This window comes from Actinophytocola sp., assembly GCF_035762905.1.
In the GTDB taxonomy this organism is placed as follows: Bacteria; Actinomycetota; Actinomycetes; order Mycobacteriales; family Pseudonocardiaceae; genus DASYTH01.
On record NZ_DASUCC010000131.1, the window covers coordinates 15,372 to 34,655 of the forward strand.

General features: G+C 72.1%; 17 protein-coding genes, 1 pseudogene and 1 riboswitch. Of the genes and pseudogenes, 13 read left to right on the forward strand and 5 right to left on the reverse strand.

Features of this window, described 5'->3' with window-relative positions; translation table 11 throughout:
- Window positions 1-46 precede the first annotated feature (46 nt).
- Window positions 47-2,146: a RecQ family ATP-dependent DNA helicase gene (locus tag VFV67_RS27845; protein WP_326473629.1), complete on the reverse strand. Its 2,100-nt coding sequence runs from the start codon at window positions 2,144-2,146 to the stop codon at window positions 47-49.
- A gap of 268 nt (window positions 2,147-2,414) precedes the next feature.
- Here VFV67_RS27845 and nadD point away from each other — a divergent pair, with 268 nt between their 5' ends.
- From nadD to VFV67_RS27880, 7 genes and pseudogenes are all read left to right on the forward strand, one after another.
- On the forward strand, window positions 2,415-3,008 hold the full coding sequence (gene nadD / locus VFV67_RS27850) for a nicotinate-nucleotide adenylyltransferase (RefSeq protein WP_326473630.1): 594 nt from the start codon (window positions 2,415-2,417) through the stop codon (window positions 3,006-3,008).
- A 79-nt stretch (window positions 3,009-3,087) separates the two neighbouring features.
- Window positions 3,088-3,471, forward strand: a complete 384-nt coding sequence (gene rsfS, locus VFV67_RS27855; RefSeq protein ID WP_326473631.1) for a ribosome silencing factor — start codon at window positions 3,088-3,090, stop codon at window positions 3,469-3,471.
- A complete protein-coding gene (locus VFV67_RS27860) occupies window positions 3,468-4,082 on the forward strand; it encodes a histidine phosphatase family protein (RefSeq protein ID WP_326473632.1) in 615 nt (204 codons plus the stop codon). The genes rsfS and VFV67_RS27860 overlap by 4 nt, the downstream gene beginning before the upstream one ends.
- Window positions 4,083-4,084: 2 nt before the next feature.
- Window positions 4,085-4,813 carry a diglucosylglycerate octanoyltransferase gene (gene octT / locus VFV67_RS27865; protein ID WP_326473633.1) on the forward strand — a complete coding sequence of 243 codons (729 nt, stop codon included), beginning with the start codon at window positions 4,085-4,087 and terminating at the stop codon, window positions 4,811-4,813.
- A gap of 11 nt (window positions 4,814-4,824) precedes the next feature.
- Window positions 4,825-5,679 carry a DegV family protein gene (locus tag VFV67_RS27870; RefSeq protein ID WP_326473634.1) on the forward strand — a complete coding sequence of 285 codons (855 nt, stop codon included), beginning with the start codon at window positions 4,825-4,827 and terminating at the stop codon, window positions 5,677-5,679.
- Between the two features lie 90 nt (window positions 5,680-5,769).
- Complete coding sequence (locus VFV67_RS27875) at window positions 5,770-6,597, forward strand: ComEA family DNA-binding protein (RefSeq protein WP_326473635.1); 828 nt, start codon at window positions 5,770-5,772, stop codon at window positions 6,595-6,597.
- Window positions 6,594-8,966, forward strand: a pseudogene (locus VFV67_RS27880) (DNA internalization-related competence protein ComEC/Rec2); the annotation flags it as partial. The gene VFV67_RS27875 and the pseudogene VFV67_RS27880, both read left to right, overlap by 4 nt.
- Window positions 8,967-8,977: 11 nt before the next feature.
- Here VFV67_RS27880 and thrC read toward each other — a convergent pair.
- A complete protein-coding gene (gene thrC, locus VFV67_RS27885; protein ID WP_326473636.1) occupies window positions 8,978-10,243 on the reverse strand; it encodes a threonine synthase in 1,266 nt (421 codons plus the stop codon).
- Window positions 10,244-10,254: 11 nt separating this feature from the next.
- Window positions 10,255-10,382: riboswitch (SAM riboswitch) on the reverse strand.
- 158 nt (window positions 10,383-10,540) lie between these two features.
- On the opposite strand from thrC, the gene holA reads away from it, so the two are divergent.
- Window positions 10,541-11,521, forward strand: coding sequence for a DNA polymerase III subunit delta (gene holA, locus VFV67_RS27890; RefSeq protein ID WP_326473637.1), 981 nt, complete (start codon window positions 10,541-10,543; stop codon window positions 11,519-11,521).
- Window positions 11,522-11,750: 229 nt separating this feature from the next.
- Here holA and rpsT read toward each other — a convergent pair whose 3' ends face one another.
- Window positions 11,751-12,011 (reverse strand): 30S ribosomal protein S20, encoded by a 261-nt coding sequence (rpsT, locus tag VFV67_RS27895; protein WP_326473638.1) that lies wholly within the window; start codon window positions 12,009-12,011, stop codon window positions 11,751-11,753.
- Window positions 12,012-12,155: 144 nt separating this feature from the next.
- Window positions 12,156-12,965 (reverse strand): enoyl-CoA hydratase/isomerase family protein, encoded by an 810-nt coding sequence (locus VFV67_RS27900; RefSeq protein WP_326473639.1) that lies wholly within the window; start codon window positions 12,963-12,965, stop codon window positions 12,156-12,158.
- 79 nt (window positions 12,966-13,044) lie between these two features.
- On the opposite strand from VFV67_RS27900, the gene VFV67_RS27905 reads away from it, so the two are divergent.
- Window positions 13,045-13,899, forward strand: a complete 855-nt coding sequence (locus VFV67_RS27905; protein WP_326473640.1) for an EamA family transporter — start codon at window positions 13,045-13,047, stop codon at window positions 13,897-13,899.
- A gap of 13 nt (window positions 13,900-13,912) precedes the next feature.
- Window positions 13,913-14,290: a VOC family protein gene (locus tag VFV67_RS27910; protein WP_326473641.1), complete on the forward strand. Its 378-nt coding sequence runs from the start codon at window positions 13,913-13,915 to the stop codon at window positions 14,288-14,290.
- 64 nt (window positions 14,291-14,354) lie between these two features.
- On the opposite strand, the gene VFV67_RS27915 is transcribed toward VFV67_RS27910, so the two are convergent.
- Window positions 14,355-15,836, reverse strand: a complete 1,482-nt coding sequence (locus VFV67_RS27915; protein ID WP_326473642.1) for an ATP-binding protein — start codon at window positions 15,834-15,836, stop codon at window positions 14,355-14,357.
- A 48-nt stretch (window positions 15,837-15,884) separates the two neighbouring features.
- Between VFV67_RS27915 and VFV67_RS27920 the strand changes: the two genes are divergently transcribed.
- Genes VFV67_RS27920 through lepA form a run of 3 tightly spaced genes read left to right on the forward strand, consistent with a single transcriptional unit; the run spans window position 15,885 to window position 19,165 of the window.
- Complete coding sequence (locus VFV67_RS27920; protein WP_326473643.1) at window positions 15,885-16,427, forward strand: redoxin domain-containing protein; 543 nt, start codon at window positions 15,885-15,887, stop codon at window positions 16,425-16,427.
- 45 nt (window positions 16,428-16,472) lie between these two features.
- Window positions 16,473-17,318, forward strand: a complete 846-nt coding sequence (locus VFV67_RS27925) for a cytochrome c biogenesis CcdA family protein (RefSeq protein ID WP_326473644.1) — start codon at window positions 16,473-16,475, stop codon at window positions 17,316-17,318.
- Window positions 17,315-19,165: a translation elongation factor 4 gene (gene lepA / locus VFV67_RS27930; RefSeq protein ID WP_326473645.1), complete on the forward strand. Its 1,851-nt coding sequence runs from the start codon at window positions 17,315-17,317 to the stop codon at window positions 19,163-19,165. Before VFV67_RS27925 ends, lepA begins: the two co-directional genes overlap by 4 nt.
- Window positions 19,166-19,284: the final 119 nt, after the last annotated feature.

The following is a 19,284-nucleotide window of genomic DNA, read 5'->3' on the forward strand; positions in this document are numbered from 1 at the left end:
GGGGGCCGGGTTCGCCGACCCCCAGACCTACCCGTGTTCGCCGGGTTCAGCTGGTCACCGCCAGGGCAAAGGGCAGGACCGCCGGGGCGCCGGCGTCGCGGAGCAGTTTGGCCGCGAGCGTCATGGTCCAGCCGGTGTCGACCATGTCGTCCACGAGCAGCACCGGTCCGTCGAGCGTGGCCAGTCGGGACTCGAGGTCCGGTTCGACTCGCAGCGATCGCCACAGCTGACCCAGCCGCTGCGCGCTGTTCAGCCGGGCGCCGTCCATCGGCTCAACGGTGACCCGTCCCAACGGGGGCAGCCGGCCGACGGTGGCGATCCGCTCGCCGACGCTGGCGACCAGCCTGGGGCGACGGCTCGACCCCATGGTGACCACGCCCACCGGCCGGGCGGACCACTGCCACGCGGCCAGCACCGCGACGCACGCGTTGAACAGGTCGTCGGGCACCGGAGCGTCCGCCGTGCCGGAGAACAGCTCGCGTAACCGGTTGCCCCAGCCGATGTCGGTGAGCCGGCCGACCGCTCGTCCGGGTTCGGCGGCCTCGCCGGGGGCCACCTTGCCGGACAGCGGCACCCCGAGCGCGGCCATCCCGGTCGGCCACACCCGCCGTGGTGCCACCTCGACGCCCGGCCGGCGTAACCGCTCCCCGGCCGCGGCCGCGGCGACCTCCGAGACCTCGGTAGCCCACCGCCGGCCGGTGCAGTTGTCACACCGGCCGCACGGCGCCGCGTGCGGATCGTCGAGCTGGCGGAGCAGGAACTCCATCCGGCATCCGTCGGTGCGCTGGTAGGCCAGGATCGCCTGCTGCTCGACCTGCCGGGCGGCGGCGATGCTGCGGTACCGCTCCGCGTCGTAGCTCCACGGCTGCCCGGTGGCCACCCACCCACCACGGACCCGCTGCACCGCGCCGTCCACGTCGAGCACCTTGAGCACCATCTCCAGCCGGCTGCGGGACAGGTCGACCATGGGCTCGATGCCGGCCACCGACAGCGGCCGGCCGGCGCCGGCGAGTGCGGCGAGCACCTGGCGCACCACCGGCTCCGCCGGGAAGGCCAGCGACCCGAAGTAGGCCCAGATGTCCCGGTCCTCGGTGCCGGGGAGCAGCAGCACCTCGGCGTGCTCGACCGCCCGGCCGGCCCGGCCGATCTGCTGGTAGTAGGCGATCGGCGACGGCGGGGCACCGAGGTGCAGCACGAATCCGAGGTCCGGTTTGTCGAAACCCATGCCCAGCGCTGACGTGGCCACGAGCGCCTTCACCCGGTTGTCCAGCAGATCCCGCTCGGCCTGCTCCCGCTCGGTCGGATCGGTCCGGCCGGTGTAGGACGCCACCGCGAATCCCCGGTCGCGCAGGAATGAGGCGACCTCGGACGCGGCGGCGACGGTGAGCGTGTAGATGATCCCGGAGCCGGGCAACTCGCCGAGCCGGTCGCCCAGCCAGGCGAGCCGGGCCTGCGCGGTGGGCAGCGTGATCACGGCCAGCCGCAGGCTCTCCCGGTCGAGAGCGCCGCGCAGCACCAGGGTGTCCCGGTCGCCGAGGCCCAGCTGGTCGGCAACGTCCCGGACCACCCGGTCGTTGGCGGTGGCGGTGGTGGCCAGGACCGGCACGCCGGCCGGCAGGTCGGCGAGCAGGGTGCGCAACCGCCGGTAGTCCGGCCGGAAGTCGTGTCCCCAGTCGGAGATGCAGTGCGCCTCGTCCACCACGAGCAGTCCGGCCGACGCGGTCAGCTCGGGCAGCACCGTGTCCCGGAAGTCCGGGTTGTTGAGCCGTTCCGGGCTGATCAACAGGACGTCGATCCTGCCGTCCAGCACGGATTGCTGGATGTCGCGCCACTCGTCCATGTTGGCCGAGTTGATCGTCGCCGCGTGCACGCCGGCCCGGGCCGCGGCCGCCACCTGGTTGCGCATCAGGGCGAGCAGCGGCGAGACGATGATCGTCGGGCCCTCGCCCAGATCCCGCAGCAGGGCGGTGGCCACGAAGTACACGGCCGACTTCCCCCAGCCGGTTCGCTGGACGACCAGCGCCCGGCGGCGGCCGGCGACCAGGGCCTCGATGGCCGTCCACTGGTCGTCGCGCAGGCGGGCTTCGGGTCCGGCCAGGGCCCGGAGGCGGTGTTCCGCGGATTCGCGAAGGGCGTGTTCGTCCATGGCTCCACCCTGACGGAGGGGACCGACGTTCGGCCAGTGACAGGCCGTACGAATGGACCGTTCGTACGGGTTGGTCGTGGCGCCGGTTCGGAAAAGTTCAGACTTTCTCGCCGGTTCGCGTCATCACCGGGGTGCCCGTCTGGTCTCAACACGCGGAGCCCGCATGGTCGGCGCGGCTTCGCTAGTGACGTGGGCGGTGTCTCGTCCCGGGAGACGCCGCCCACACCTGGCCTGACCGGTTCACCGGTGGCCCTACGCTGGTCGGACTATGGCTGAGCACAAGCGCATCGGGATCATGGGCGGAACGTTCGACCCGGTGCACCACGGACACCTCGTCGCGGCCAGCGAGGTGCAGTCCCGGTTCGAGCTGGACGAAGTGATCTTCGTGCCCACCGGCCAGCCCTGGCAGAAGAGCCATCAGTTGGTGAGTCCGGCCGAGGACCGCTATCTGATGACGGTGATCGCCACCGCGTCCAACCCCCGGTTCTCGGTGAGCCGGGTCGACGTCGACCGGGGCGGTACCACCTTCACCATCGACACCCTGCGTGATCTGCGCGCCGTCCACCGGGATGCCGAGCTGTTCTTCATCACCGGCGCCGACGCCCTCGAGCAGATCCTCACCTGGCGGGAGGCCGACGAGCTGTTCGACCTGGCGCACTTCGTCGGCGTGACCCGGCCGGGTTACGACCTCAACGACCACCATCTGCCGAGCGGCGCGGTCAGCCTGATCGAGGTGCCGGCGATGGCGATCTCGTCCACCACCTGCCGGGCGAGGGTCGCCGCCGGCAAGCCGGTCTGGTATCTGGTCCCGGACGGGGTCGTGCAGTACATCTCAAAGCGTGGTCTGTACGCGCCGGCCTGAAATCCCGCACGGTCAGGCTGGCCGTCGCGGGTACTCTCGAGGAATTCTGTATCCCGGCAGTTCGGACAAGGGGAGTGACGTGTCAGCAACGCACGATGCGCGCAGGCTGGCTCTGGTGGCCGCGACCGCGGCGGCGGACAAGAAGGCCAGCGACGTGATCGTGCTGGACGTCTCCGATCAGCTGGTGATCACCGACTGCTTTGTGATCGCGTCCGCGCCGAACGAGCGGCAGGTGGGCGCGATCGTCGACAACGTCGAGGAGAAGATGCGCGACGCCGGCACCAAGCCGGTCCGCCGGGAGGGCGCCCGCGAGGGCCGGTGGGTGCTGCTGGACTTCGTGGACATCGTCGTACATGTCCAGCACGCCGAGGAGCGCGCCTTCTACGCCCTCGAGCGGCTGTGGAAGGACTGCCCGCGCATCGACTTCGATCCGCTCGCGGGAGGGGAGGGCGGCGGGCAGTGACATTGCGTCGGATCGTGCTGTGGCGGCACGGCGAGACCGACTACAACGCGACTGGCCGGATGCAGGGCCATCTCGATGCGGCGCTGACCCAGGTCGGCTGGAACCAGGCCAGGTTCGCGGTTTCGGTGTTGGCCAGGTTCGCCCCGGACCTGGTGGTGGCCTCGGACCTGCGCCGGGCGACCGACACCGCCACCGTGTTCACCAACGCGACCGGCGTCCCGTTACGCATCGACAAGCGGCTGCGGGAAACCAATCTCGGCATCTGGCAGGGCATGACCAGCGCTCAGATCGACGAGCAGTGGCCCGGCAGTCGGCAGAACTGGCAGACCGATTCGACCTGTTCCCCACCGGGCGGCGAATCCCGGGTGGAGGTCGCCGCCCGGGCCTATGAGGTGGTGGCCGACCTGGACCGCGACGACGTGTCGACCGCGATGCTGTGCGCACACGGCGGCCTCGCCACGGCCCTGACCGGCCACCTACTCGAGTTGCCGGTCATCGCGTGGGCCAAGCTCGGGGGCATCGGCAACTGTCACTGGACGGTGCTCGAGCGGCGGCTGACCAGCGGGATGGCCTGGCGCCTGATCCAGTACAACGCGGGGATCACCGGCTAGACATGACACCGACGGTGTTGCTGTTCGGCGATTCGCTGAGCTTCCACGGGCCGGACGGGCCGCATCCGGCCGACGACAAGCGGCTCTGGCCGAACGTGGCGGCCTCCGCGCTCGGCGGCACCACCGAGATGGTCGCGGGGTTCGGCTGGACGGCCCGCGACGCGTACTGGGCGCTGGTCGGCGACCCGCGCGTCTGGACCCTGCTGCCCAAGGCGGACGTGCTCGTGCTCGCGGTCGGCAGCATGGACACGCTGCCCTCGCCGCTGCCCACCTATCTCCGGCTCGGCCTGCGCTACCTGCGCCCGGACCGGCTGCGCCGGTGGGCCCGGGGCGGCTACCTGGCCGCCCAACCCTGGCTGGCCCGGGCCACCCGGGGCCGTCCGGCGGCGTTGCCGGCCCGGCTCACGGTGCGGTACCTGGACCAGATCCTGGTGTCCATCCGGGCCCTGCGGCCGGACCTGCCCGCGGTCGGCGTGCTGCCGCCGGTGCATCGGGCCCACTCGTACGGGTTCGTGCACACCGCCCGATCGGGTGCGGTCGAGGCGATCCGCGCCTGGGGGCAACGTTCGGACGTGCCGCTGCTCGATCTCGCGGCGCTGACCGGTGACCACGTGCTGGGTGGGCACGGCAACCCGGACGGGATGCACTGGGGCTGGGAAGCCCATCAGGTGGTGGGGGACGAACTCGCCGGGGTCATGCGCTCGCTGCTGAAGACCCAGGGCCACCCGTAGGCTCACCGTTCGTGCCCGTCACTGTCGTCACCGACTCCACCGCGCACCTGCCGGAGGGCTTCGCCGCCCGGCACGCGGTCCGCGTGGTTCCGCTGCGCGTGCTGGTGGACGGGCGCGCGGGACGCGACGGCGTGGACATCGGCCCGGCCGAGTTGGCCGCCGCGTTCGCGAGCCGGCGCACCGTGACCACCTCCAGGCCCAACCCCGACGAGTTCATCCCGGTGTACCGGGAGCTGCTGGACTCGGGCGCGTCCGCGGTGGTCTCGGTGCACCTGTCCCGGGAACTGTCCGGTACCTGGGAGTCGGCCCGGCTGGCCGCCGAGGAGGTCGGACCCGATCTGGTGCGGGTGGTCGACTCGCGCACCACGGTGATGGGGTTGGGGTTCGCGGCGCTGCGGGCGGCGGCCACCGCGGCCGGTGGCGGATGCGCCGAGGAGGTCGAGCGGGCCGCGGTCCAGGCGGCGGCGCGCAGCCGGGCCTTTTTCATGCTCGAGACGTTGGAGTACCTGCGCCGGGGCGGCCGGATCGGTTCCGGCGCCGCGCTGCTGGGGACCGCGCTGGCGGTGAAGCCGGTGTTGCATGTGGACAACGGCCGGATCGTTCCGTTGGAGAAGGTACGGACCACCGGGCGGGCGCTGACCCGCCTGGTGGATCTCGCCGTCGCGGCAGCTGGGAACGAGTTCGTGCAACTCGCCGTGCACCACCTGGACGCGCCGGACCGGGCGGTCGAGCTGGCCAACCGGCTCGACGAGCGGATTCCACACTCGTCCGGGTGCGTGGTTTCCGAGGTGGGCGCGGTGATCGGAGCGCACACCGGTCCGGGGATGCTTGGTGTCGTCGTCTGTCCTGATGCGAGTCCGGCGTAACCGCAACGGTTGTACACAACCCATCGAACTGTCCACAGTTGACCATCCACACGCGACGGTTTGACGCTCCACCCGCATAGCGTCGGTGCCATGTTGCTCACCACCACCCGACGGGCCGACCGGGAGTTCCCGGCGCGCAGCCGGCTCACCCGCATGTCCACCGATCCCGGCGCCACACCACCGAATCCCTCCGGCGACCTCGCCGCCGACCAGGAATGGCTCGAGGCCGGCACCCCATCGGCCCAGGCTGAACCGCGCGGTGCCCCATGGTGGCGGCGCGGCCGGCCGGGCCGGCTGGTGGAGCGCTGGTTGCCCGGCGCGGATCCGCCGCGTCGCCGGCTGTCGTTCGGGCTGCTCGCCGGGCTGGCCCTGGTTCTGGCGGTGGCCGTCGGCGTCACCCTCTCCTCGGGCGGCGTGCGGGAACCCCCGCCCGGTCTCCCCGTCGCGCAGGCCGTTCCGGATCCGGCACCCATGCCGTCCACCGCCGCGGCGACCGGCGGCTCGATCGTGGTCAGCGTCGCCGGCCGGGTCGTGCGTCCCGGGCTGGTCACCCTGCCGGACGGGGCCCGCGTCGCCGATGCCGTGCAGGCGGCCGGCGGCCCGGCGCCGGGCGTCGACCTCAGCATGCTCAACATCGCCCGGCGCCTCACCGACGGCGAGCAGATCAACGTCGGCATCCCCGCCGCACCGGAGAACGCCGTCCCGGCGGCCCCGGACGTGCCGGACAAGGTCGACCTGAACACCGCCTCGCCGGCTCAGTTGGACGCCCTGCCCGGCGTGGGCGCGGTGACCGCGCAGCGGATCGTCGACTGGCGCATCCGGCACGGCCGGTTCATCCGGGTCGAGCAGCTGCGTGAGATCGACGGGATCGGGCCGGCCCGGTACGGCCAGCTCAAGGACCTGGTGGCGGTCCGATGACCGAGTCGGTGGAGCGGGCGGCGCCGGAATGGCGGCTGGTGCCGGCGGCGGCCTCGGTCTGGCTGGCCACGCTGGTGGGCCTGCTCGTGGACTGGCGGCTGGCCGCGGTGACCGGTGCGGTCGCCGCCCTGGCCGGGCTGGCGGTGCTGCTCGGCCGAGGCGATCGGGCTGCCCGGCTGGGGACGGGCATCTCGCTGCTGGCATGCGGGTTGGCGGTGGCCGGGCCGACCGCCTTCCGGCTGCAGGGAGCGGCCGAGGACTCGTTGCGCGCGTTCGCCGCTCGGGGCGCCTTCGGCACGTTCCGGGTGGAGCTCGCCGAGCGTCCCCGCCCGGTGAGCTCGCCCGGCTTCGGTGGCCGCCAGGGCGGTGTGCGGGCGGTCGTCGTGCCGGCCGTTGTGCGCCACGCGGTGGTCGACGGGCAGCGGATCGCCACCACCGGAGCGGTACTGGTGATCGCTTCGGTGGCCGGCTGGTCGACCCTGCTGCCCGGTCAGGACGTGGATGTCGACGCCGTACTGGCCCCGGCCGAACCGGGCGGGATGACGGTCGCGGTGCTGCGCGTCCGGGGACCGCCGCGGGTGCAGAGCGAGCCGGCCGGGTGGCACCGCGTCGCCCAGTCGCTGCGGACCGGGCTGCGGCAGGCCGCCGGGGTTCTCGACCCGGAGCCGGCCGGGTTGCTGCCGGCCCTGGTCGTGGGCGACACCGATGGGGTGCCCCGGCAGGTGGTCGAGCAGTTCCAGGCCGCGGGTACCGCGCACCTGCTCGCGGTCAGCGGAGCCAACCTGGCCATCGTGTGCGTCGCGGTGCTGCTGCTGTTGCGGGCGCTGCGGCTCGGTCCACGCGGCTGTGCGGTGGGTGCCGTGCTGGCGCTGATCGGGTTCGTGGTGCTCGCCGGCCCGGAGCCGAGCGTCCTGCGCGCCGGGGTGATGGGTGCCGTCGGTCTGCTGGCGTTGGCGATCGGCCGGGACCGGGCGGCGCTGCCGGCGCTGTGCGGGTCGGTGATCGTCCTGGTGCTGGTGGATCCCGGAATGGCGGTCAGCGTCGGCTTCGCACTGTCGGTCATCGCGACCGGCGGCCTGGTGCTGCTGGCGCCGCGGTGGGCGAGCGCGCTGGCGGCTCGTGGCGTCCCGCGGGGTCTGGCCGAGGCGATCGCGGTGCCGGCGGCCGCCCACCTGGTGACCGCGCCGGTGATCGCCGGACTGGCCGGGCAGGTCAGCCTGGTGGCCGTGCTGGCCAACCTGCTCGCGGCGCCGGTGGTGGCGCCGGCGACGGTGCTGGGTGTGCTGGCCGCGGTGACCGGACCGGTCGCTCCGTGGCTCGCGGAGCTGCTCGCCCGGTTGGCCGGTCCCGAGCTGAGCTGGCTGCTGCTGGTCTCCCGGCACGCCGCGCGCCTGCCGGGCGCCACCCTCGGCTGGCCGGCGGGTTGGTGGGGCGCGCTGGCGCTGGTCGCGATCGTGGCCGTCGGGCTGGCGGCGGTCCGGGTCCGTCGGGTCCGGGTGATCATGGCCATCGGGTTGGGGGTGCTGTTGCTCGTGGCGGTTCCGGTGCGGGTGATCGCGCCCGGCTGGCCGCCGGACGGTTGGGCGATGGTGGCCTGTGACGTCGGGCAGGGTGACGCGGTCGTGCTGTCCACTTCGGACTCCGGCCGGGCGGTGGTGGTGGACACCGGGCCGGAGCCGGGGGCGGTGGGGGACTGCCTGGACCGGCTGGGTGTGGACAGCGTGCCCCTGCTGATCCTGAGCCACCTGCACGCCGACCACGTCGGCGGGGTGGCCGCCGTGCTGGCCGATCATCCGGTCGGCGGGGTGGCGGTCGGCCCGGCCCGCGTGCCCGGCTGGGCCTGGGCGGAGGTGGCCGGGGCCGCCGCGCGAGCCGGGGTGCCGGTCGTCCAGCTCGGGGCCGGCCAGCGGCTGACCTGGCCCGGTCTGACCATCGACGTGCTGGGGCCGCAGCCGGGTGGGCCGCTGCCGCGAGCCGACGCCGAGGGAACTGAGATCAATGACGCTTCGCTGATTCTGCGGGCGGGAACGCGGGCCGGCCGGGTGCTGCTCACCGGCGACATCGAGCTGGCCGCGCAGACCGACCTGCTCACCGCCCGGGCCGACCTGACCGCGGAGGTGCTGAAGGTGCCGCACCACGGCTCGCGTTACTCGAGTCCCGACTTCCTGGACGCGGTCCGGGCCCGGATCGCGGTGGTGAGCGTCGGCTCGGGCAACCGGTACGGCCACCCGAGCGCGACGACCCTGGGCTTGCTCACCCGGCGGGGCACCCAGGTGCTGCGGACCGACATCGCGGGCGACAGCGCCATCGTTCCCGGGGACGCCGGACCTCGGGTGGTGACCAGGGGCCGGCCGCGCGCTCCACCCCGGCGGGCCGGTGATCAGCCGCTGAGGGCCTGGCGGACGGCGTCGGCGGACGGTGGGACGGTCGCTCGGGGCCCGATCCGGTCCTGGACCGCGTCCAGGGTCTTGAGGCCGTCGCCGGTGATCAGCAGGACGGTCTCGGCGTCCGGGTCGAGCTGACCGGTCTCGATCAGCTTCTTGGCCGTGGCCACGGTGACTCCGCCGGCGGTCTCGGCGAAGATGCCCTCGGTCCTGGCCAGCAAGCGGATGCCCTCGACGACCTCCTCGTCCGATACGTCCTCGATCGCGCCGCCGGTGCGGCGGACCGCGTCGAGCACGTACGGGCCGTCCGCGGGTGCGCCGATCGCCAGCGACCGGGCGATGGTGCTCGGCTTGACCGGGGTGACGACGTCGTGGCCGGCCTTGAAGGCGGCGGAGACCGGTGAGCACCCGGTGGCCTGGGCGCCGAACACCCGGTAGGGCGTCGGTTCCACCAGGCCGAGCTCGCCGAACTCACGGAACCCTTTGTCCACTTTGGTCAGTTGGGCGCCGGAGGCGATCGGCACGACGACCTGATCGGGCAGCCGCCAGCCGAGCTGTTCGGCCACCTCGAAGCCGAGCGTCTTGGAACCCTCGGCATAGTAGGGCCGCACGTTGACGTTGACGAACGCCCAGTCCTCGTGCTCCGCGGCGAGCTCGGTGGCCAGGCGGTTCACGTCGTCGTAGTTGCCGTCGACGGCGATCAGCGCGCCGCCGTAGACGGCGGTGGTCAACACCTTGGCGCGTTCCAGAGAGGAGGGAATCAGCACGACCGACTCCCACCCGGCCCGAGCCGCCGCGGCCGCGACCGCGTTGGCGAGGTTGCCGGTGGACGGGCAGGCCAGCACCCGGAAACCGAGCTGCCTGGCGGCGGCGAGCGCGACCGCGACCACCCGGTCCTTGAACGAGTGGGTGGGGTTTCCGGTGTCGTCCTTGACCCACAGCGACCGAACACCGAGCGCCGCGGCCAGCCGGTCGGCCTTCACCAGCCGGGTGAGGCCGGGTTCGGTGTTCGGATGAGCGTCCACATCGGACGGTACGGGCAGCAGTTGCCGGTACCGCCAGATGGACTTGGGCCCCGCTTCGATGTCGGCACGGGTGATCGCCGGAAACTCGTAGGCGACCTCGAGCGGGCCGAAACACTCGGCACACGCGAACTCGGCGGCGAGCGGGATACGGTGCCCGCACTCGCGGCAGGACAGCGCGCGCGCTGGGCCGAGGTCGAAGGCGGTGGTCGTGTTGTCTTGCACACTGGCATGTGTCATCGCGAGGTCACTCCTCATCTGTCCCGCGGTACGGGTCGGAATTGGCACCGTGGTCGTCGCCGTCCTCGCGATGAGGTGTGGCGAAACGCCGGTTGCCGGGGCTTCGTCGGGCCGTTCCCTCTGCCCCTCTGGATGAGCGGTATTCAGTTGTGATCACTCCGGGTCATCTCCCGGAGCCAACCAACACGTTACGGCACCGGGCCCCGATCCGGCCAACTCCGGTGTCCACTATTCGAGCGTGCTGCCAGGACCGTCGAACCGCTCTGGCACAGTTGCCGACGTGAAGGGACTACCCCGGTGAGTGCCCCCAGCGTGACTCCACCTCCTCTCCAACTCGTGCTCGGCGAGGAGGAGCTGCTCGTCGAGCGAGCCGTGCGGGCGGCCTTCGACACGGCCCGGCTGGCCGATCCCGCCGCCGAGCTGACCAGGGCACGGGTGGCTGATCTCACACCGCCTGAGCTCGCCGAACTGGTCAGCCCGTCGCTGTTCGCCGATGGTCGGGTGATCGTTCTGGACGGAGCGCACGAGGCCGGGCAGGAGATCGCCGCCGCGATCGGTTCGTATGCCCGGCAGCCCGCCGAGGGCATCGTGCTGGTGGTCGTGCACAACGGCGCCGGGCGCAAGCCGGCCAAGGATCTGGTCGGTGTGCTCAAGTCGGCCGGGGCGACGGTCGTCGAGTGCGCGAAGATCACCAAACCGGCCGACCGCGAGGCGTTCGTGCGCAACGAGATTCGGCGCGCGGGCGGCAAGAGCGACGGCGAGGCCGTGGTCGCGCTGATCGACGCGGTGGGCTCGGATCTGCGCGAGCTGGCGTCCGCGGCGGCCCAACTGGTGGCCGACACCGGCGGCACGGTGACCGAGGAGGCGGTCCGGCGCTATCACCGCGGACGGGCCGACGTGACCGGGTTCGCGGTGGCGGAGAAGGCGATCACCGGGGATGTCGCCGGTGCCCTCGAGTCCCTGCGCTGGGCGATGCAGCTCGGCGTTCCGCACGTGCTGGTGGCCGACGCGCTGGCGGACGCGGTGCGCACGGTGGCCAAGGTGGCCGGAGCCGGGCGGGCCGACCCGTACCGGCTGTCGTCGGAGCTGGGCATGCCCACCTGGAAGGTGCGCAAGGCGCTGGCCCAGTCCCGGGGCTGGCATCCGGTCGGCCTGATCGAGGCGATGCAGGTGGTCGCCGACGTCAACGCGGACGTGAAGGGCGTGGCCGCCGACCCCGACTACGCCCTCGAACGCGCGGTCCTCCGACTCGCCAAGGCACACCGCCTGCACGAGTGACGCCGGTGAAGGGTGACCTGGTTCGGGTCTGGAGCGGGGCGCGGCCCGGAGGCGCGAGCCGGATCGGGGGGCGAGCCGGATCGGGGGGCGAGCAGGTGGAGTCCGGGGGGGGTCTGGGTGGTGCGAAGCCCGGGGGCGCTGATCGGGGGGCGAACGGGCAGCCTGGTTCTGGCCTGGAACGGCGCGAACCCCGGTCGGCGGGGGCCTGACCGGGGTTCGGGCGGGTGGCTCAGATTTGGTTGGCGCGCTTGGCCATGGCGGACTTCTTGTTGGCCGCCTGGTTGGCGTGGATGACGCCCTTGCCGGCCGCCTTGTCCAACTTCCGGCTGGCGTCACGGAGCAAGGTGAGCGCCTGATCCTTGTCGCCGGCGTCGGCGGCCTCGCGGAACTTGCGGATCGCGGTCTTCACCGAGGACTTGACGGACTTGTTGCGCAGCCTGCGGCGCTCGTTCGTCTTGATCCGCTTGATCTGGGACTTGATGTTGGCCACGCGGTGAACTCCTCGGTGTCGATCACGGATTTGTCGTGCCGCAGCTGTGCTGGCCCCGCTCCCGGCTTGGCCGGGTAAACCGCGGGCTTCCTCCCTGACGGAATGCCGCACGGCACGACGGCTCAGAATAACAGCGGGTGAGCGTCACTCCGAAGCCGGGCCGGAGAACTCGGCCGGTCGCTTGGCCCGGATCGCGGCCACCCCCTCGACCACGTCCGGCCCGCCGAAGCCGAGGAACTCCAGTCCGAGGGACGCGTCGAAGATCGGCCCAGCCGAGCGCAGCCAGTTGTTCAGCGCGTACTTGGTCCAGCGGATCGCGCTCTGTGACCCGGACGCGAGCCGGGCGGCCACCTTGCGGGCGGTGTCGTGCAACTCCTCCGGCTCGACGCACAGCGAGACCAGACCGATCCGCTCGGCCTCCGCGCCGGACACCGGCTCGCAGGTCAGCAGGTGGTACTTGGCCTTGGCCATCCCGCACAGCAGCGGCCAGACGATGGCGGCGTGGTCGCCGGCCGCCACGCCGAGCCGGGTGTGCCCGTCGATGATCCGCGCGGTGCTGGCCGCGATCGACACGTCGGCCAGCAGGCCGACGACCAGCCCGGCGCCGACCGCCGGCCCCTCGATCGCCGAGACCACCGGTTTCGCGCAGTTGATCACGTTGTAGACCAGGTCGCGGGCCTCGCGGAGCACCCGGACCCGGACGGCGAAGTCCGCGGCCATGTCGGACACCAGGTCGAGGTCGCCGCCGGCGGAGAACACCCCGCCCTCCCCGCGGATGATCGCCACCCGCACGTCCGGGTCACCGTCGATCGTGGTCCACACCGCGGCCAGATCACGGTGTCCCTCGTGGCCGACCGCGTTGAGCCGGCCCGGTGCGGACATGGTCACCTCGAGCACCCCGTCACCAAGATCGGCGAAGCGCAGGCTCGGGTACAGACTGCCGTAGTCATGCATCGGACCATCCTGGCAGGAAAGCTGGTCACGACCTTGCTGGGCGGGGACCAGGAGCCGGGGCGGGGAACGGGAGGGCGCGGTGGGTCCGGTCGCGGTGGCGCTGGTGGTTGCGGCCGCGGTGGCGCACGCGGGATGGAACCTGTGCGCGAAGCGGGTGCCGCACGGCGGAGTGGTGTTCGTCTGGCTGTACGGGTCGGTGACGGCGCTGCTCTGCGTGCCGCTGGTGCTGGTCACCGTGCTGGGGTTCGGGGAGCAGCCGCGACCGGGTTGGGTGCTCGCGATGGCCGGGAGCGGGGTGCTGCACGTGACGTACTTCGTGCTGCTGCAGCGCGGGTACGCGGTGGGCGACCTCTCGGTGGTGTACCCGTTGGCCCGGGGATCGGGGCCGCTGCTCGCGGTGGTGGCGGCGGTGCTGGTGCTGGGCGAGCGGCCGGGGGTGACCGCGCTGATCGGCGCCGGGGCGGTGGTGGCCGGGATTCTGGTGATCGGCGGCGTGGGGCGGGGGAGTGCGGGCTGGTCGGCCGGGGCGCTGTACGGGCTGGCCACCGGGACGCTGATCGCGGCCTACACCCTGTGGGACGCCCGCGCGGTGACCGCGTGGGCGGTGCCGCCCGCGGTGCTGATGATGGGGTCGGCGCTGACCGAGTTCGTGGTGCTGAGCCCGGTGGCGCTGCGCAGGCGGGCGCGGGTGCGGGAGCTGTGGCGGGCGCACTGGGCGATGGTGCTTGCGGTGGCCGTGCTCTCCCCGCTGGCCTACCTGCTGGTGCTGTTCGCGATGCGGCTGGCGCCGGTGAGCATGGTGGCGCCGGCCCGGGAACTGAGCATCGTGTTCGCCAGCGTGGCGGCCTGGTTGCTGCTCGGGGAGCCGAACCCGGGACGGCGGCTGGTCGGTGCGCTGGTGGTGCTCGCGGGTGTGGCGGCGATCGCGATGTAGGAGGCTGGACCGCGTGGAGTTCTTGAGCAGCCGGGTGCTGCTCCGGCCGCGGGACCGCGACCGGTCGGTGGCGTTCTACCGGGACGTGCTCGGACTGGCCGTGTACCGGGAGTTCCCGGGCGGCACGGTGTTCTTCACCGGCACCGGACTGCTGGAGGTTTCCGGCAAGGGCGAGGCCGGACCGGGGCCGGACGTGGGGCTGTGGCTCCAGGTTCGGGATCTGGCCGGCACCGCGGCGGAGCTGGCGCGCCGGCAGGTGCCGGTGCTGCGCGAGCCGCGCGAGGAGCCGTGGGGCCTACACGAGATGTGGATCTCCGACCCGGACGGGCTGCGGATCGTGCTGGTGGAGATCCCCGAGGATCACCCGTTGCGCCGCGACCAACGGGACTGATCGGTTCACCGCACGTTCGCACGGTCCCTGCTCGACGGGTTGCCGCCGGGCACGGGCGGTGCGCCTAGCCGAACTTCTCGGCGAAGATCATCCCCGGACCGGGGCGGCCGATGCCGGGTGGATAGGGCAGCGGCCCGGCGGGTGGGTCCGGCTGGGCGCCGCCGAGGATGGTTCGGGTCAGGGCGTTGCGTTCGGCGAGCAGGTCGTCCAGGGCCGAGCGCAGGATCGGTTCGTCCAGACGCACCGGGACGTCCGGCGAGCGGTCCAGCGCGATCAGCACCGCCCGGCGGGCCAGTTCCCGGATGAACGAGGCGGTGACGCCTTCGGTGGCCGCCACCAGCGCGTCCGGATCGGGTAGGTCCAGCTCGACGTCCCGGGTGTAGAGCCGGAGCAGTCGCTCCCGACCGCCTGCGTCCGGTCGCGGGATCTCGACCGCGAGGTCCACCCGGCCGGGCCGGTCGGTGAGCGCGTGCTCGAGGACCTCGACCCGGTTGGTGGTCAGCACGAACGTCACGTCCGCGTCCGCCGCGACGCCCTCCATCTGGTTGAGCAGCTCGAACAGCAGCGGGTTGCCGGTGGGGGAGAACATCCGGTCCTGCGCGATCAGGTCGACGTCCTCGACCACCACGACGGACGGCTGCAGCCGGCGGGCGAGCGTGGTGGCCGCCTCGATCATGCGCAGTGCCTGGCCGGACACGATGATCGCGGTGCTGCCGGTCAGCCGGCTGAGCAGATAGCGCACCGTGTGGGTCTTTCCGGTGCCGGGCGGCCCGTGCAGCAGCAGCCCGCGCTTGAGATGCTGCCCGGCGGCCAGCAGGGCGGCCGAGCGTCCGGCGGCCAGCACCACGTGCCGCTCGATGGTCTGCAGCACACCAGCCGGCAGCACCACGTCGTCGGCGGACAGCTCCGGCCGGGGCTGGAAGGCGACCAACTGGTTGCCGCGATGTTCGTTGAACCCGAAGGTGAGGATCTGGCCGCGGAACACGTCCCGTTCCCGCATCAGCGTGCTGACCCGCTCGCGCACCTCGGTCGCCGTGCCGCGGTCGGCGGCCAGGACCTGGAGCGTGCAGGTCGGCTCGCCGTGCTCGGCCGGGCCACGCACCGCCAGCACCACCGGGGTGCCGTCCGGCGCGACGGTTGGCACCAGGCCGAACCGCACCGCGTCCATGCTGCTCTCCGGCCCGATCGCGACGCTGAGGTAGTCCACCGCACCCAGCTTGAACATCCCGTGGCCGGACGAGGTCAGCATGTCCATCAGGTCGTTGTGCATGCGCATGGTGCCGGCGATGCCGAACCAGGTGGCGTCCGGCGAGTGCTCGGCGAGGTAGGCGTCCAGACCGCGTTGCAGGTTCGCGTGTTCCCACGCCGGCCAGCGTTCGAGCACGTTGGGGATCTCGCCGATCGGGCAGCCGATGTGCTCGGTGATCAGGGTCCCCAGCCGGGAGTCGCCGTCCTCGGCGAGGACCCCGTCGGCCGCCCGCAGGACGTCGCGCAGCGAGCGGGCCAGGGTTCGGGCGGATTCGGTGTCCAACACGGGCTCGGTCACCTTGCCGAGAATGGCACAACGACACCGCCCGGGTCGTAAGGTTTTCCCATGAGGCGCGCGTTTCCGGTGATCTGCACGGCGGTCCTGCTCACCGGCTGCGGGGCCGCGAACCAGCCCCGGTCGACGGAGGTTCGGCAGAGCCAGGTGGTGATCAGCGCGACCGCGTCCGGCAGTGCGCGGGTGATCCCGGCGCAGCTCGCGTTCACCGGCAAGACGGTGGACGGCCAGGACTTCGCCGGCGCGGACCTGGCCGGGACGCCGGCCGTGCTGTGGTTCTGGGCACCGTGGTGCCCGAAGTGCCAGGGCGAGGCCGAGGACATCGCCAAGGTGGCCAAGGAGAACGAGGGCTCGGTGAAGTTCGTGGGCGTCGCCGCGCAGGACGAGGTGCCGGCGATGCGCGCGTTCATCGAGGAGTACGGGCTCGGCTCCTTCCCGCACATCGCCGACACCGAGGCCCGGGTGTGGCAACGGTTCGGCGTGTACGCGCAGCCGGCCTACGCGTTCATCTCCGCCGACGGCACGATCGACCTGCAGACCCGGCAGTTGCAGACCGACGACCTGAACCGGCGCGTCCGCGCGCTGGCCGGCTGACCGGCGCCGGTGCCGGAAGGCCTCACGTTCGCACTGGTCGCCGGGATGCTGGCGACCGTGAACCCGTGCGGGTTCGCGCTGCTGCCCGGCTACCTGGCGCTGGTGGTGGCCGGCGGCTCGCGCACCGCACGGCTTGGCCGGGCGGTGCTGGCCAGCGCGCTGATGACCGCGGGCTTCGTCGCCGTGTTCGGGGTGTTCGGGCTGCTCAGCGGGCAGATCGCCGGCATCGCCCAGCGCTACCTGCCGGTCCTGACGGTACTGGTCGGACTGGCCCTGGTGGTCGCCGGCGGGCTGCTGCTGGCCGGCCGGGAGCTGAGCCTGCTGCTGCCCCGGCCGGCGCGCGGCGCCCCGACCGGACGGGTCGCGTCGATGCTCGGCTACGGCGTGGCGTTCGCGGTGGCCTCGCTGTCCTGCTCGATCGCGCCGTTCCTCGCGGTTGCCGGGGTCGCACTGCGCCGCGGTGACCTGGGCTCCGGGCTGTCCGCGTTCCTCGCCTACGCGCTCGGCATGGGTCTGGTGGTCGGGGTGCTCGCCGTGGCCGCCGCGCTGGCCAGCACGACCGTGGCCACCGGAATCCGCCGGCTGTTCCCGTATCTCGGCCGGATCGGCGGGGCATTGCTCCTGCTCACCGGCGGCTATGTGGCCTACTACGGGTGGTACGAGCTGCGGCTGTTCCACGCCGATGGGGCGGCGTCCGATCCGGTGGTGGACGCGGCCGGCCGGGTGCAGGGCGCGCTGGCCGGCCTGCTGGACGCGATCGGCCCGGTTCCGCTCGTGCTCGCCCTGATCACGCTGGCCACCGGCCTGCTGTTACTGAGGCATCGGCGTGTGACCAGCGCGGCATGGGACGATGGGCGGGTGCCCGTTGATCCCGATAAGGAATCTGAGTGACCACGTTCGCCGACACGACGTTCACGGCCCCTGAGCTGATCCGCAACTTCTGCATCATCGCCCACATCGACCACGGCAAGTCGACGCTGGCGGACCGGATGCTGCAGCTCACCGGCGTGGTCCAGGAGCGCGACATGCGCGCGCAGTACCTCGATCGGATGGACATCGAGCGCGAGCGCGGGATCACGATCAAGGCGCAGAACGTGCGGCTGCCCTGGCAGGTGGGCGGCCGGGACCACGTGCTGCACATGATCGACACGCCGGGCCACGTGGACTTCACCTACGAGGTGTCCCGGGCGCTCGAGGCGTGCGAGGGCGCGGTTCTGCTGGTGGACGCGGCGCAGGGGATCGAGGCCCAGACGCTGGCCAACCTCTACCTGGCGCTGGACAAGGACCTGACGATCATCCCGGTGCTGAACAAGATCGACCTGCCGGCCGCCGACCCGGAGAAGTACGCCGCGGAGCTGTCGCACATCATCGGCTGCGACCCGTCCGACGTGCTGCGGGTGTCGGCGAAGACCGGCAAGGGCGTGCGGGAGCTGCTCAACGAGGTGGTGCGGCTGGTGCCGCCGCCGACCGGGAACCCGGACGCACCGGCCCGGGCGATGATCTTCGACTCGGTGTACGACACGTACCGCGGCGTGGTCACCTACATCCGGGTGGTGGACGGCAAGATCACCCCGCGGGAGCGGATCCGGATGATGTCCACCAACGCCACGCACGAGCTGCTCGAGGTGGGCATCATCTCGCCCGAGCCGAAGCCGAGCGTGGGGCTCGGGGTGGGCGAGGTCGGTTACCTGATCACCGGCGTGAAGGACGTCCGGCAGTCCCGGGTCGGCGACACGGTGACCCGGGAACGCAAGGGCGCCACCGAGCCGTTGGCCGGGTACCGGGAGCCGCGGCCGATGGTCTACTCCGGACTGTATCCGGTGGACGGTTCGGACTACCCGGATCTGCGCGAGGCGCTGGACAAGCTGCGGCTCAACGACGCCGCGCTGAGCTACGAGCCGGAGACGTCCTCGGCGCTGGGATTCGGTTTCCGGTGCGGGTTCCTGGGTCTGCTGCACCTGGAGATCGTGCGCGAGCGGCTGGAGCGGGAGGCCGGCCTGGACCTGATCTCCACCGCGCCCAACGTGGTCTATCGCGTGGTGATGGAGGACGGGGTCGAGCATATCGTGACCAACCCGTCGGACTGGCCGGCCGGCGGAAAGATCTCCGAGGTCTACGAGCCGATCGTGAAGACGACGGTGATCGCGCCGTCCGACTACATCGGCTCCATCATGGAACTGTGCCAGGGCCGCCGCGGCCAGCTCGGCGGGATGGACTACCTGTCCACCGACCGCGTCGAGCTGCGCTACACCCTCCCGCTCGCCGAGATCATCTACGACTTCTTCGACGCACTGAAGTCCCGTACCCGCGGCTACGCCTCGCTCGACTACGAGGAGGCCGGCGAGCAGACCTCGGATCTGGTCAAGGTGGACATCCTCCTGCAGGGCGAGACGGTCGACGCGTTCAGCTCGATCGTGCACCGCGACGCGGCGTACAACTACGGCACCCGCATGGCCGCCAAGCTGCGCGAGCTGATCCCCCGTCAGCAGTTCGAGGTCCCCATCCAAGCCGCCATCGGCTCCCGCGTCATCGCCCGCGAAACCATCCGCGCCATGCGCAAGGACGTGCTCGCCAAGTGCTACGGCGGCGACATCACCCGCAAGCGCAAACTGCTGGAGAAGCAGAAAGAGGGCAAGAAGCGCATGAAGATGGTGGGCCGCGTCGAGGTCCCCCAGGAAGCCTTCGTCGCCGCCTTGTCGACCGACGAGTCGCCCGACAAGGCGAAGTCCAAGAAATAGTTGTAGCCGCTCACTGATCACTCGATCAGGCGAAGCGCGAGGAATAGCCCCGAATGCTGTCGGCGTGGCGTGCTGGGATTGACCCGCGCCGAGAGAGGAGGGTTATGACAGCAGGCCCG